This window comes from Pseudomonas migulae NBRC 103157 (assembly GCF_002091715.1).
In the GTDB taxonomy this organism is placed as follows: domain Bacteria; phylum Pseudomonadota; class Gammaproteobacteria; order Pseudomonadales; family Pseudomonadaceae; genus Aquipseudomonas; species Aquipseudomonas migulae_A.
In genome coordinates, this window is sequence record NZ_BDAG01000004.1 from 14,591 (window position 1) to 26,975 (window position 12,385).

Annotated in this window: 16 protein-coding genes and 1 tRNA gene; all 17 read left to right on the forward strand. The window is 60.0% G+C overall.

What is annotated here, in order from left to right; genetic code table 11:
* Positions 1-56: 56 nt before the first annotated feature.
* The 17 genes from PMI01S_RS04660 (at position 57) to PMI01S_RS04735 (ending at position 12,294) form a co-directional block, all read left to right on the forward strand.
* Complete coding sequence (locus tag PMI01S_RS04660) at positions 57-2,282, forward strand: AsmA family protein (RefSeq protein WP_084318202.1); 2,226 nt, start codon at positions 57-59, stop codon at positions 2,280-2,282.
* Positions 2,279-3,346 (forward strand): A/G-specific adenine glycosylase, encoded by a 1,068-nt coding sequence (gene mutY / locus PMI01S_RS04665; RefSeq protein ID WP_084318203.1) that lies wholly within the window; start codon positions 2,279-2,281, stop codon positions 3,344-3,346. Before PMI01S_RS04660 ends, mutY begins: the two co-directional genes overlap by 4 nt.
* Positions 3,343-3,615 carry an oxidative damage protection protein gene (locus PMI01S_RS04670; protein WP_008024947.1) on the forward strand — a complete coding sequence of 91 codons (273 nt, stop codon included), beginning with the start codon at positions 3,343-3,345 and terminating at the stop codon, positions 3,613-3,615. Before mutY ends, PMI01S_RS04670 begins: the two co-directional genes overlap by 4 nt.
* 103 nt (positions 3,616-3,718) lie before the next feature.
* Positions 3,719-3,794, forward strand: a tRNA-Phe gene (locus PMI01S_RS04675).
* A gap of 209 nt (positions 3,795-4,003) precedes the next feature.
* The gene (locus PMI01S_RS04680; protein WP_084318204.1) at positions 4,004-5,209 is read left to right on the forward strand and encodes a tyrosine-type recombinase/integrase; all 1,206 of its coding nucleotides are present in this window, start codon (positions 4,004-4,006) and stop codon (positions 5,207-5,209) included.
* A gap of 105 nt (positions 5,210-5,314) precedes the next feature.
* A complete protein-coding gene (locus PMI01S_RS04685) occupies positions 5,315-6,322 on the forward strand; it encodes a hypothetical protein (protein ID WP_084318205.1) in 1,008 nt (335 codons plus the stop codon).
* A 169-nt stretch (positions 6,323-6,491) separates the two neighbouring features.
* The gene (locus PMI01S_RS04690; RefSeq protein WP_084318206.1) at positions 6,492-6,758 is read left to right on the forward strand and encodes an AlpA family phage regulatory protein; all 267 of its coding nucleotides are present in this window, start codon (positions 6,492-6,494) and stop codon (positions 6,756-6,758) included.
* Entirely contained in the window at positions 6,759-7,130 is a 372-nt protein-coding gene (locus tag PMI01S_RS04695; protein WP_084318207.1) for a hypothetical protein, read from the forward strand.
* Positions 7,127-7,600 (forward strand): Rha family transcriptional regulator, encoded by a 474-nt coding sequence (locus PMI01S_RS04700; protein WP_084318208.1) that lies wholly within the window; start codon positions 7,127-7,129, stop codon positions 7,598-7,600. The genes PMI01S_RS04695 and PMI01S_RS04700 overlap by 4 nt, the downstream gene beginning before the upstream one ends.
* Positions 7,601-7,920: 320 nt before the next feature.
* Positions 7,921-8,079: a hypothetical protein gene (locus tag PMI01S_RS31955; RefSeq protein ID WP_235864388.1), complete on the forward strand. Its 159-nt coding sequence runs from the start codon at positions 7,921-7,923 to the stop codon at positions 8,077-8,079.
* Positions 8,076-8,375 (forward strand): DUF3077 domain-containing protein, encoded by a 300-nt coding sequence (locus tag PMI01S_RS04705; RefSeq protein ID WP_084318209.1) that lies wholly within the window; start codon positions 8,076-8,078, stop codon positions 8,373-8,375. The genes PMI01S_RS31955 and PMI01S_RS04705 overlap by 4 nt, the downstream gene beginning before the upstream one ends.
* Complete coding sequence (locus tag PMI01S_RS04710) at positions 8,372-8,587, forward strand: hypothetical protein (RefSeq protein WP_084318210.1); 216 nt, start codon at positions 8,372-8,374, stop codon at positions 8,585-8,587. The genes PMI01S_RS04705 and PMI01S_RS04710 overlap by 4 nt, the downstream gene beginning before the upstream one ends.
* Positions 8,584-9,108, forward strand: coding sequence for a hypothetical protein (locus PMI01S_RS04715; protein ID WP_084318211.1), 525 nt, complete (start codon positions 8,584-8,586; stop codon positions 9,106-9,108). The genes PMI01S_RS04710 and PMI01S_RS04715 overlap by 4 nt, the downstream gene beginning before the upstream one ends.
* A gap of 20 nt (positions 9,109-9,128) precedes the next feature.
* Entirely contained in the window at positions 9,129-9,416 is a 288-nt protein-coding gene (locus tag PMI01S_RS04720; RefSeq protein WP_084318212.1) for a hypothetical protein, read from the forward strand.
* Entirely contained in the window at positions 9,409-9,630 is a 222-nt protein-coding gene (locus PMI01S_RS04725) for a hypothetical protein (protein ID WP_084318213.1), read from the forward strand. Before PMI01S_RS04720 ends, PMI01S_RS04725 begins: the two co-directional genes overlap by 8 nt.
* Positions 9,627-10,505 (forward strand): toprim domain-containing protein, encoded by an 879-nt coding sequence (locus PMI01S_RS04730; protein WP_084318214.1) that lies wholly within the window; start codon positions 9,627-9,629, stop codon positions 10,503-10,505. Before PMI01S_RS04725 ends, PMI01S_RS04730 begins: the two co-directional genes overlap by 4 nt.
* Positions 10,492-12,294 (forward strand): DUF927 domain-containing protein, encoded by a 1,803-nt coding sequence (locus tag PMI01S_RS04735; RefSeq protein WP_084318215.1) that lies wholly within the window; start codon positions 10,492-10,494, stop codon positions 12,292-12,294. Before PMI01S_RS04730 ends, PMI01S_RS04735 begins: the two co-directional genes overlap by 14 nt.
* Positions 12,295-12,385: the final 91 nt, after the last annotated feature.

Consider the following 12,385-nt stretch of genomic DNA (forward strand, 5'->3'; position numbering starts at 1 on the left):
CGGAGCGCTATACTCCCCGGCTATATTTGAATTCGACTAACTACAAGGACTCGCCCATGAAAGCGTTCGGCAAAATCCTGGGTCTGGTACTTCTCGGGCTGTTGCTGATCATTGTGGCGCTGGGCTTTGCCCTGACCCACCTCTTCGATCCCAACGACTATAAAGACGAGATCCGCCAGATTGCCCGCGACAAGGCCCACATCGAGCTGACGCTCAATGGCGATATCGGCTGGAGCCTGTTCCCGTGGCTCGGCCTGGAATTGCACGAAGCCAGCGTCGCGACCCTGGCCAAGCCCACCGAGCCGTTCGCTGACTTGCAGATGCTCGGCCTGTCGGTGCGCGTAATGCCGCTGCTGCGCCGTGAAGTGCAGATGAGCGATGTACGCGTCGAAGGCCTGAACCTGCGCCTCAACCGCGACAAGGATGGCCACGGCAATTGGGAAGACATCGGCAAGGTGCCGGCGACGGCCAATCCGACGGCGCCTCCCGTCACGCCTGGCGAACCTGCACCGCAAACCACCGTCCAGGTGGAAAAACCGGCGCAGCCGATTCGCCTGGACATCGACAGCCTGACCGTCAATAACGCCCGCGTTGAATACAGCGACGAGAAGACCGGCAAACAATTCAGCGCCGAAAGCATCCAGCTGAGCACCGGGCCGATCCACGATTCAACCAACATCCCGGTCAAACTCACCGCATTCCTCGGCACCAATCAGCCGGTTCTGCGGGTGCGCACCGAGCTCAATGGCGAGCTGCGTTTCGAGCGCGCCCTGCAACGCTACAAATTCGAAGACATGAAACTGTCCGGTGAAATCGCCGGCGACCCGCTGCAAGGCAAAACCGTAACTTTCGCCGCCCAGGGTCAGTTGTTACTGGATAAAGCAGCGAACGTCGCCGAATGGACCGGCATCAAGGTCTCCGCCAACCAGCTGCGCGCACTGGGTGAACTCAAGGTCAACGACCTCGACAAGACACCGCAAATCAACGGCGGCATTTCGATTGCCCAGTTCGACCTGGCAAAATTCGTCGACAGCATCGGTCAGACACTCCCGGCAATGGCTGAGGGCAGCCTGAGCAAAGTCGAACTGGTCAGCCGCGTTGCCGGCACGCCGACCAGCGTGGTGTTCGACAGCATCAACCTGAAAGTCGACGACAGCACCTTCACCGGCCGCATCGCCGTTGAGGACTTCGCCAAGCAATCGCTGCGCGCAGTCCTCAAGGCTGACACCTTCAACGTCGACCGTTACCTGCCGCCAAAATCCGCCGAAGCCAACAGCGCGACACAAGTGCGCAAGGCCGAAGTGGCCAGCACCGAAGCCGATGCCATGGCGGGTGCGGGCAGCACGCCGCTACCGGACAAGCCGACCAAAGACGCCTGGAGCAGCGAGCGCCTGTTGCCGGTAGAACGCCTGAGCAAACTTGATGTGGACGCTGACCTGACGTTTGGCCAGTTGACCCTCGACAAACTGCCGATCCAGAACGCGGCGCTCAAGGCCAATGGCAAGGAAGGCCTGCTGACCCTCGAGAACCTGCGCGGCGATCTGTACGACGGCACCTTCGAATCCAAGGGCACCCTCGACGTGCGTCAACAGGCCCCGGCGCTGAACATGCAGACGCGCATCAGCAAAGTGCCTGTGGAAAAAATCCTCGAAAGCCAGGGTAAAAATCCGCCGGTCAAAGGCCTGGTCACACTCGACAGCAACCTGACCGGCAATGGCAACAGCCAGAAAGCGCTGATCGAAACCCTCAACGGCACCGCCAGCTTCGTCATCAACAACGGCGTGCTGCTCAATGCCAACCTCGAACAGCAACTGTGCAAAGGCATCGCCACACTCAACCGCAAAACCCTGAGCGGCGAACCGAGAGGCAAGGACACGCCGTTCCAGGAACTCAAGGGCAATCTGACTTTGCGCAACGGCGTAGCCAGCAACCCGGACCTGAGAGTTCGTATTCCGGGCATGACCGTAAAGGGTGACGGCGACGTCGACCTGCGGGTGCTGGGCATGGACTACCGCGTTGGCATCATCGTCGAAGGCGACACCAGCGCCATGCCGGACCCGGCCTGTCAGGTCGGTGACAAATTCGTCGGCATCGAATGGCCGCTGCGCTGCCGCGGCCCGCTGGAACTCGGCGCCAAGGCGTGCCGCCTCGACAATGAACGCATGGGCCAGGTCGCTACCAAGATGGCCGGCGACAAGATCAGCGAAAAGATCGACGAGAAGCTTGGCGACAAGGTGAGCCCTGAACTGAAAAACGCATTGAAGGGGCTGTTCAAGCGATGAGAGCCGAGCAGTTTTCATCGGCGGTGCTGGACTGGTACGACCGCCACGGCCGCCACGACTTGCCTTGGCAACAAGGCATCACACCGTATCGGGTGTGGGTCTCGGAAATCATGTTGCAGCAGACTCAGGTCAGCACCGTGCTGAACTACTTCGACCGTTTCATGGCTTCGCTGCCGACGGTCGAAGCGCTGGCCGCTGCGCCGGAAGATGAGGTGCTGCACCTGTGGACCGGCCTCGGCTACTACACCCGCGCGCGCAATTTGCAGAAGACCGCGAAGATCGTCGTTGCCGAGTACGGCGGCGAATTTCCGCGGGATGTGGAAAAGCTGGTCGAGCTGCCGGGGATCGGCCTGTCCACGGCCGGCGCCATCGCCAGCCTGAGCATGGGCCTGCGGGCGCCGATCCTTGATGGCAACGTCAAACGGGTGCTGGCGCGGTTTACGGCGCAGGAGGGTTATCCGGGCGAACCGAAGGTCGCCAAACAGCTGTGGGCGAACGCTGAGCGCTTCACGCCCCATGATCGGGTCAACGCCTACACCCAGGCGATGATGGATCTGGGCGCCACACTTTGCACTCGCAGCAAACCGAGCTGCCTGCTCTGCCCACTGGAAAAGGGCTGCGAAGCGCACATGCTCGGCCTGGAAACCCGCTACCCGATTCCCAAACCACGCAAAGCCGTGCCACAGAAGCGCACGCTGATGCCGATGCTCGCCAACGGCGAGGGCGCGATTCTGCTTTACCGCCGCCCTTCCACGGGCTTGTGGGGCGGCCTTTGGAGCCTGCCGGAACTCGACGACCTCGATGACCTGCAACATCTGGCGTCGCAGCACTCGCTGGAACTGGGCAGCCAACAAGCGCTGCCGAGCCTGGTGCATACCTTCAGCCATTTTCAGTTATCCATCGAACCCTGGCTGGTTCAGGTCCAGGAGGCCGGCCATCACGTGGCCGAGGCCGACTGGCTCTGGTATAACCTCGCCACCCCGCCGCGCCTGGGCCTTGCCGCCCCGGTCAAAACCTTGCTCGAACGCGCGGCCGCCGTATTGAACGCAGGAGAGTCGTCATGACCCGCACCATCATGTGCCGCAAGTACAAAGAAGAACTGCCCGCCCTTGAGCGCGCTCCATTCCCGGGCGCAAAAGGCCAGGACATTTTTGACCACGTCTCGGCCAAGGCCTGGGCCGACTGGCAGAAACACCAGACCCTGCTGATCAACGAAAAACGCCTGAACATGATGAACGCCGAAGACCGCAAATACCTCCAGGGCGAGATGGACAAGTACTTCTCCGGCGAGGAATACGCCAAGGCTGAGGGCTACGTTCCGCCAGCTGAATAATTGCGTTTTTTCGAGGGTCGGAACGTAAGCGACGGTAATAATTAAAATTTTTTTGAAAACTTTCTTGACGACCCCCTGAAAAACCAGTTTAATGCGCCCCGTTGCCCAGATAGCTCAGTCGGTAGAGCAGGGGATTGAAAATCCCCGTGTCGGCGGTTCGATTCCGTCTCTGGGCACCACCTTTCGTTTTCAGGTGATGCCAAGCACACCTGAAAGCACACAAGAAACCCGCCTAGTGCGGGTTTTTTGCTTTCTACAGTTCCCAACCGTTCCCTTGTAAGCCCAAACATATGTGAGTAGATTCGTGAGTAGATCCAGTTCGGTCTAGGAATCTACTCACACCACGGCGACTAAATCCCCGCCTGGTGCGGCCTACAAGGAGGCTGCTTTGCCACTCTCAGATACCACCATCCGCACCGCCAAGCCGAAGGACAAGCTTTACCGGCTGACGGACGCCAACGGGTTATGTTTGGAAGTGGCACCAACAGGCACCAAGCTATGGCGGTACCGCTACCGCTTTAACGGCAACGCTAAAATGCTGGCGCTGGGCAAATACCCTGCCGTCACTTTGCTGAAGGCCCGCCAGCTACGCGATGAGGCCCGTCAACTGCTGACCGAAGGCACAGACCCCAGCGAGCACAAGAAAGCCGCCAAACAGGCTCAGAAGGTCGACGGGCTGACTTTCGAGACGCTGGCGCGGGAGTGGTACGACTACAACTCGCCACGATGGGCAGAAGCCACCACCTACAAAGCCAAGCTGTATCTGGATAACGACATGATCCCCAGCATTGGCGCGCGCCCAATTAAAGCCATCACCCGACCCGAGTTGGTCGAGTTGGTGCGCAGAGTCGAGGCAAGGGGCACTCTCAATGCCGCAGGCAAGATCCGTCAATGGCTACACCAGATATTCCGGTATGGGTTGGCCAAGGGCGTCATAGAGGTAAATCCGGCCACCGATCTGAACGTGGTGGCTGCGCCAGCAAAAGCCGCACGCCACCACCCGCACGTCACCTTCGCCGAATTGCCCGAGTTGCTGGGGAAGGTCGACGCCGCGAATATTCATGCCCTGACCCGTCACGCCATTAGGCTGCTGACGCTGACAGCGGTTCGCCCTGGTGAGTTACGCCAAGCGCCATGGTCGGAGTTCGACCTAGACGCCGCCACATGGACGATACCCGCCGCCCGCATGAAAGCCCGCCGCCCGCATATCGTCCCCCTACCCCGCCAATCCATCGCCATCCTGCGCCAGCTCCACGAAATCACCGGGCGTTACTCACTGGTCTTTGCTGGCGCCAATCCCGAACGCCCAATGAGCGAGAACACCATCAACAAGGCTTTGCGGTTGGCCGGGTATGGAGCCAGACAGACCGGCCACGGGTTCCGCCATCTGCTCAGCACCGAGTTGAACGGACGCGGGTACAACAAGGATTGGATTGAGCGCCAGCTTGCTCACGGGGACAGCGACGAGATCCGCGGCACCTACAACCATGCAGCCTATGTCGAGCAGCGCCGGGAAATGATGCAAGCGTGGGCTGACTCCATCGACGCCCTGTGCGCCGGCGCCAGCGTGGTGAGCATCAAGCGTAAGGCATAGTTTGCCGTGGATGCGCGGGGTTGGTTTGGGTCTGGTTGGGCTTTGCTGATAACATAATGGCCATTGCTGTACATTCGTACAGCCGGTCATATATGAGCTTGGCAGATGTCGGGATCTGGTGGGGACGAGCAGTTAGAACCTTTCGGGCGTATAAAGCTCGACGGGATCTATTTTGACTGGGCGTCAGGCCACTATCTGAACCCCCGTCTCTTGGCCTACGAACTTGCCGCAACAATCGAGACGTTGGCACCATTAGATCAGCCTATTCAGGCTTTGCATGCGAGCGTCTTTTCGGAAGGTCGTTCCGACAGGACTATTCAAATCACTCATGGCGCGCTCGCCGACTACTTCATAACGGCCAGCACCGGCAGAGCTACCACAACTATCTCAACAAGCTCGGGCCCGATACCTGCTGCTGACGTCCTGATATGGCGGAAATGGATTGAGCGCCTTGTTGGTGAGGCGACCGCTCGTACCGAGCTGGCGGCCGGGTTCGCTCAGCCGGCAAATGACAGTGCGTCGTTTTTGATGGCAGTCAATGGCTCTGCCGCAACAAGCCGCGTGCCCCAAACCCTCATACCAAGCAACTCCTCGATAGTTCTTAAAACGCAACAAGCGCTGTTGCGCCGCGAAGGTGAAAAAAGCGCCAGCGAACAACTCGACGAGCACCAGGTCGCCCTGAAAAGGGCCGAACAAAAGGTGGTAGAGCTTTCGGCACAACTCGAAACCAAGACAGCTCAAAACCAGCAACTTATGGACGAGTTGGAATTGCAGCGTCGCGAACTTAACGAAGAACGCAGGGCCAGGCGCGAAGCTGAAGACGAAAGCATCCACATGGAGGAGCGGCTTGAGCAGGTTATGGGGCTCGCCGAGCTCATGAGACAAGACAATCCACTTTCACCACCCGAACTTATACGCGCCTTGCAGTGCTGGCGAGAGCTGACCCAGGACGGCACCCACAACCCCGCTGGTGCTGGCGGGCGCGGAGTTCATCCATTGGTTGAGGTTTGGATAGAACGCAACTGCTACCAACTCAACAAAACAGAAGCTGAACGACTATGCGCCGTAGTGAGCTGGCGTAAACGAGGATCTGGCGCCATCCGCTCACAATAAAATACCCGGCCTATTTCAAAGACCCGCCGTATCTGGCTTCACGCTAGTTTTCTACACCTGAGAGAGTCAAATACCCGGCCTATTTCATGGAATAGCCGGCCTATTCTGTGGATAAGTCAGCGACCAGCATAAGCCCATGTTCTCAACGCCACCCAAGGAGGCGCACAACATGGCAGGCCCTACCCTTTCCCAGCTTCACCAAAACTCGAAAGCCGAACTTGAGCGGCGCACTGAAACCGCCAACCTCCGCCGCTTCATCAAGCTGGCCGATGTCCGCACTCTGACCACCCTTTCCACATCCGAGATTTACCGCCGTATTGCAGACGGGCGCTTCCCTAAACAGGTAATGCTCGGGCCAAAGTCTGCCGTCTGGATCGAGGCTGAGGTGATTTCCTGGTGCGACTCGCTTGTCGCCCTGCGTGGCGAGGCCGCCTAAATGATCGACCAAAAAAAAGACCAGCCTAAAAAGGCCAGCCCGGAAAAATCTCACACCGATATTACCACCACCAGCACCGGGAAAGCGCCGACAAAGATCAGCCGTGTCCTGGCCTATTTACTTCAGGATCACAGCCTCAACCGCTTCGAGGCCGAGCGCCTCGGCGACCACTGTCTCCACTCGACTATCAGCAGGCTTTCCAACGCCTACGGGCTGAACTTCAACCGGCAGCCCGAGCGTGTGCCAAACCACTGGGGCCAGCCTTGCATGGTGACTCGCTACAGCCTACCGGCCAGTGAGCGTAAGCGCGCCCGCAACGTCCTGAAGATGCTTTGCAGCGCCGCTGGCGTTAATCGTGAGGTGGCGGCATGAACGCTATCGTCCTAATCCAATCCAAAGGCGAGGCCCGCGCCGATAGCCGCGTACTGGCCGAACAGCTGGGCGTTAAACCCAAGAACACGCTTGGCCTGATCGAGCGATACCTGAGCAAGTTCGAGCGGTTTGGGGTTGTTCCGTTTGAAACGGAGAAACCCGGGGCCGGTACTGCTGGTGGTAGACCTGAGCGGTTCGCGCTGCTCAACGAGGATCAGTGCTATTTCCTGCTATCCCTGTCTCGCAACACCGATCGCGTCATAGAGCTTAAAGCCGATCTAATCATGGCATTCCGTGAAGCCCGGTATGGGCACGCCTGCCAGGCGTTGGAGGCCCGCAAAAAGGAAGCTAGCAGCAGTGGTCGCCGCCTTGCTCACTGGCGTTATGACAAGCCTAGCGTTTACCAGCACGTCGCCCACCTGAGGGAGCAACTCAAGCTTCCACTTGATCTAGAGGACGTGCGCCCATGATGAATGCCTTGCTCATGCCCCACGATGAGTGGTCTATACCTTCTCTTGCCAGCAGTCGTAGTCCTCGGTATGGTTTGCCTGTCGCTGCAAATTCAGCGACCGGGCGTAGGAACCCGATGAGCAAAAGGCGCAACAGCGCCCAGATAACCACTGCCGGCGTTTTTTTTCGTCTGCAGTTCTGTGTTATGGCGGCTGTGTGCGGGCAGGCTTCGGCCTGGCCGGGTTCCTTTTGCCCCGGTATTCCTACCCCGTGCACAGCTGCCACCCAATCCCGTAGGAAGGATCGTGGCAGCTCCTCCAAAGCAAAAGGAGCTCCGCATATGCACGCCCTCATTCCGTCCGCAATTCGCGCCTTTGCTCACCGCCATTTGGCCTTGAGCGCTCTCCGCGCAAACTCGACCCTGTTCAATCGACTCGCCCGCTACAACGCAAATATGGCCATCGCCCGCGCCCTTGAAACCAGTGGGGGTGTGCAATGAATAGCCAAAACACAGAGCTGGGAGTTACTCCACTGCTCACAAACTCCTCGGAATTTCACTTCGTAGGGGAGCGACCGTTCTTCACCGTCTTAGCCGGCATTCCTGTCGCCGATGCGCTGCGTGAGGCGAGCTGCTTTCTCGCAGCCGGAGAAGCAATTCTTACTAAGGCTCTGGATGGCGGCCTTAGCGTTGACGAGGTATTCGGGATCAAGTTGTTGATGGCCACAGCCAAGGCTTTGGTTGATTCCTCCACCGCGCCTATCCAGTTCGGCAATCGCCAAGGCGGTGCCAAGTGAACACTCCAGCCCTCTCAGCCGAAATCAGCGTTGAAGACATGCGGGACGTTCAGGAAATTCTGAAACTGCTCGCGCTTTCCTTCGCTCTGATCGCCTCACCTTCGATCAACATACTCGTGGCACGAGTCACCGCCGTTTTCGCTCAGCACACCGCAATGGCTTGGGCGGAACTTCTCGACGACTTGATCGCTGCGCAAGGGGGTGCCCAATGAGCCGCCTACTTTCAACGTCGATAACCGCCGAACGAGAACACGCATCTCTGTGGTGGGGTGTCCTCAATCAGTTGCGCATTTCAAACGAGTTGCCGGAGTGGGTTCGCGCCAAAGAGGTTGGTAGCGATGCCGACTATCGGGGGGCGATGATCGAAAGAAGCACCGTCAATCAAGCCCTGTTTGGCACCGACGAGATTCAATCGGGAGGCGACCTCCATCCATGCGCCTTTGAGTATCAGAGCCTCATTGACCTGATGGAGCTGGAGCGCACCCGCTATCTGACCTGGTGGACTTTGCTCAACGAAATGCGGGCGCGTAAACAACTGCCGGAATGGGTTGTGACTAACCGCATAGGTCACGGCCCGGACCATGAGCGGTGGTCTGACAAAGCGGTCAAGGTCAACCTGATGCTGTTTGGCCAACCACACGTTCGCCACTTGGCGACGCAGCTTCGGATGCCTGAGGGACCACGACCAGATTCTCGCCAGCGCACAGCGTCGCTGACTCCCGTGAATTGCTGATTCGATAAAGGCTTAAACAAATGAAAATTCAAAATGGCGCGCCTGCGTCCAGGGGATCGGCTTGCCCGGAAAAAGCCGCAGAGCTCTGGTTCGTGACCCATCCAAAGGTGCCCAAGGCACTTCTCGGCCCCTTCCTAACCGAGGCTGATGCCGAAGCTGGACGCGTCGTGATGCGTAGCACTGATGCCTTGGTGACGGCCTGCCTGGTCGATTCAATCGACGAAATTACCCACTGGCATGCCGTGAACAACGGTCGGGTTTGCCGGGCATTCGCTGGCGCTGATCGCCTGGGGGTGAACCATGGGTGACGTTATCCAGTTCGACCCATTCACCAGCATCGTGCGCGACGACGTGCCGCCACACATGGACGACTTCGGGCGCGGGCTGCTGATCGGCGCATTCAGTGATCTGGTGAAACTACGAGACGGCGCGGCGGATGAGGACAGCCGCCACAAGACCGACGCAATTGTTAAGCAAATCGGTCGTGTGTTGTCGCGTTACGAGCCGGAGGGCGCGGCATGACAGACGCAACGATTCTTTTCCGTGAAGCGCTCCAGTCGGTCTATGGGCCGCTCGACTTCCTGCCCGTGCCTGATGGGCAGATTCACCGCTTCCATGTTCCCGGCGATAAATCCGGCACCCTCAACGGATGGCATGTTCTGTATCTGGACGGAATCGCCTCGGGCGCATTTGGTAGCTGGAAGACTGGTGGCTCCAATACGTGGAGCAGTCGTGAACCCGCCGACCACCGCGAAGCCGAGCAGGTGCGCCAGCGCATCGAGCAGGCCAGGCGCCAGCGTGAAGCCGAGCAGCAACGGCGCCAGCTCAATGCCGCGAACATTGCTCAACGCTGGTGGCGTGATGCGCGCCGCGCCGATCCCGATCACCCGTACCTGATTGCCAAGGGCATTCGCGCCCACAGCCTGCGCCAGCGCAATGACGAATTGCTGGTGCCGCTGTACTCCAGTGGCGTGCTGGTCAACCTGCAACGGATCGCCCCGGACGGCAGCAAGCGCTTCCTGTTTGGGGGCCGGATCAAGGGCGCCTATTCGCCGCTCGGGCGCATCACACCGGACAATCCGCTCTGCATTTGTGAGGGGTGGGCGACGGGGGCAACGCTTCACGAAAGCGGCTACACCGTCGCCTGCTCGATGAACGCCGTGAATCTCAAACCGGCGGCGCTGGCGCTTCGGGCCGAATACCACACCACCGAAATCATCATCGCGGGCGATGACGACCGCCTTACCGACGGCAACCCAGGACGCACAGCGGCAAACGCAGCCGCGGCAGCAGTCGGCGGCCAAGTGGCTTTCCCCGAGTGGCCAGAAGGTGCGCCCGATGACCTCACCGACTTCAATGACCTCGCAAGCTGGAAGCTCTCTAATGGCCAAGCCTGATACCAACGTTATCAACCTTCGGCCAGAGGCCGCCACCATCGCACCTGCTCGACCTTGCTGGGCGGTGTACGAACACTGGGTGACCAACGAAAACGGCCGCAAGCTGCGTCCAGGCGTGTATTGGCACAGCTTCAAGCGCACTGCTGCCGATCAGGATGACGCCGAGAACGACGCCGCCGACCGGCCGATCGCTGATGAGTGGATTTCAAGCCCCGTCACGGTTGTGGCCCGCACCACCAACAGCGACGACGGCAGCGAGGGGCGACTCCTGCGCCTGGTCACAGAGGGCGGTATCAAGGAATGGATCATCGCCATGGAGGTGTTCGGCGGCAGCGGCGAGGACGCCCGGCGAGCGTTGTTCGGCATGGGCGTCATCATCGCGCTGAAGAAACGCGGCACGTTCATGGAGTACCTGCTCGACCAGCACCCTGCAGATGTATTCGCCACCACTTGCCGACCGGGCTGGCATGAGTCAGGAGCATTCGTGTTGCCCGGGCGAACGATCGGCAGCGCCAATGTGCGGTATCAGGCCAGCAACAAGGCTCAAGTACTTTTCAGCCGGCGCGGCGAGCTGGCGCAATGGCAGTCAGAGGTGGCCGCCAAGTGCGCCGGCAATCCGGTGCTCACGTTGGCGATCGGCTGCTCGCTGGCCGGCCCGCTGCTGAGCCTGGTCGGCGTGCTGGGCGGCGGCGTTCACCTGGTGGGCGACAGCTCGAGCGGCAAGTCGCTCGCGCAACTGATCGGCTCCTCAGTGTGGGGCGACCCGGGAGTGTTCGCCGCCAGTTGGGACATGACCAAGGGCGGTCTGGAGATCGAGGCGTCGAGCCGCAACGACACCATCCTACCGCTGGACGAGATCAAGCGCGCCGACCCCAAGCGGGTACAGGAAATGGCGTACTCCCTCGCCAACGGCCAGGGTAAGGGCACCATGACTCGCGAGCGTGAAGCCCGGGGTAAACTGAGCTGGCGCCTGCTGACGCTCTCCAGCGGTGAGCGCTCCCTCTCTGAGCATGCCGCCATTTCCGGTAATGCCGCCCACGCTGGCGCCGAACTGCGCATGGTCGACGTGAACGCCGGCACCCGCACGCATCGGGCCTTTGATGAGCTACATGGCCTTGAGGGAGCGGACTTCCACCGGCAGCTCACCGTGGCTGTCGGTGCCCACCATGGACACCTTGGGCCAGCCTTTGTGGAGCGCCTAGTCGCCGCCGACGACAAGCCCGGGCTTCTCAGTGACTTTGACGGTATCCGCGCCCAATTCGTTGAGGACAACGCTCAAGCCGGCCGAGTGGCTGACCGGTTCGCAGTGATCGCGCTGGCGGGCGAGATGGCTATCGCTTACGGCCTACTCCCGTGGGAGCCAGGTACCGCCCTCGCCGACTGCCGCCTGCTCTATGGCGAATGGCTCGCCCGTGTGGGCGGCGGAAACGCAGAAGATCGGCAGATCCTGGCCGGCATCATCGACTTCATCGACAAGCACGGCAGCAGCCGATTCTCCGATGTCGATGCGCCAGAGGTGGACGCCAAAGTGTTCAACCGGGCCGGGTACTGGGAGCTGGTGGCCGGCAAGCGGCTCTTCCTGTTCAACAAATCTGCACTCATCGAAGCCGCTCACGGGTTCGGCCTTACCCGAGTCATCAAAGCTCTTGAGGTTGGCGGGGCATTGGCCAAGCGCGACACCGACCGAGATAGCCGAAAAACCAAAAAGTACCGTATTCCCGCCGGCGGTTCGGCACGCCTTTACGTGATCGATCCAGAAGCCCTGGACAGCGAAGGAGGTGCGGTTTGACCCCGATCTACACCAAGCGCGATGGCCCGAGTTCACAGGAACCTACATTTGTGGGGAACAGGGGGAACGGGGGAACAGCTAGTAAAACCGT

Excerpts from the sequence above, each read along its gene's own strand:
- PMI01S_RS04660 (WP_084318202.1), top strand. The coding sequence starts at position 57 with ATGAAAGCGTTCGGCAAAATCCTGGGTCTGGTACTTCTCGGGCTGTTG.
- mutY (WP_084318203.1), top strand. The coding sequence starts at position 2,279 with ATGAGAGCCGAGCAGTTTTCATCGGCGGTGCTGGACTGGTACGACCGC.
- PMI01S_RS04670 (WP_008024947.1), top strand. The coding sequence starts at position 3,343 with ATGACCCGCACCATCATGTGCCGCAAGTACAAAGAAGAACTGCCCGCC.
- PMI01S_RS04685 (WP_084318205.1), top strand. The coding sequence starts at position 5,315 with ATGTCGGGATCTGGTGGGGACGAGCAGTTAGAACCTTTCGGGCGTATA.
- PMI01S_RS04690 (WP_084318206.1), top strand. The coding sequence starts at position 6,492 with ATGGCAGGCCCTACCCTTTCCCAGCTTCACCAAAACTCGAAAGCCGAA.
- PMI01S_RS04695 (WP_084318207.1), top strand. The coding sequence starts at position 6,759 with ATGATCGACCAAAAAAAAGACCAGCCTAAAAAGGCCAGCCCGGAAAAA.
- PMI01S_RS04700 (WP_084318208.1), top strand. The coding sequence starts at position 7,127 with ATGAACGCTATCGTCCTAATCCAATCCAAAGGCGAGGCCCGCGCCGAT.
- PMI01S_RS31955 (WP_235864388.1), top strand. The coding sequence starts at position 7,921 with ATGCACGCCCTCATTCCGTCCGCAATTCGCGCCTTTGCTCACCGCCAT.
- PMI01S_RS04705 (WP_084318209.1), top strand. The coding sequence starts at position 8,076 with ATGAATAGCCAAAACACAGAGCTGGGAGTTACTCCACTGCTCACAAAC.
- PMI01S_RS04715 (WP_084318211.1), top strand. The coding sequence starts at position 8,584 with ATGAGCCGCCTACTTTCAACGTCGATAACCGCCGAACGAGAACACGCA.
- PMI01S_RS04720 (WP_084318212.1), top strand. The coding sequence starts at position 9,129 with ATGAAAATTCAAAATGGCGCGCCTGCGTCCAGGGGATCGGCTTGCCCG.
- PMI01S_RS04725 (WP_084318213.1), top strand. The coding sequence starts at position 9,409 with ATGGGTGACGTTATCCAGTTCGACCCATTCACCAGCATCGTGCGCGAC.
- PMI01S_RS04730 (WP_084318214.1), top strand. The coding sequence starts at position 9,627 with ATGACAGACGCAACGATTCTTTTCCGTGAAGCGCTCCAGTCGGTCTAT.
- PMI01S_RS04735 (WP_084318215.1), top strand. The coding sequence starts at position 10,492 with ATGGCCAAGCCTGATACCAACGTTATCAACCTTCGGCCAGAGGCCGCC.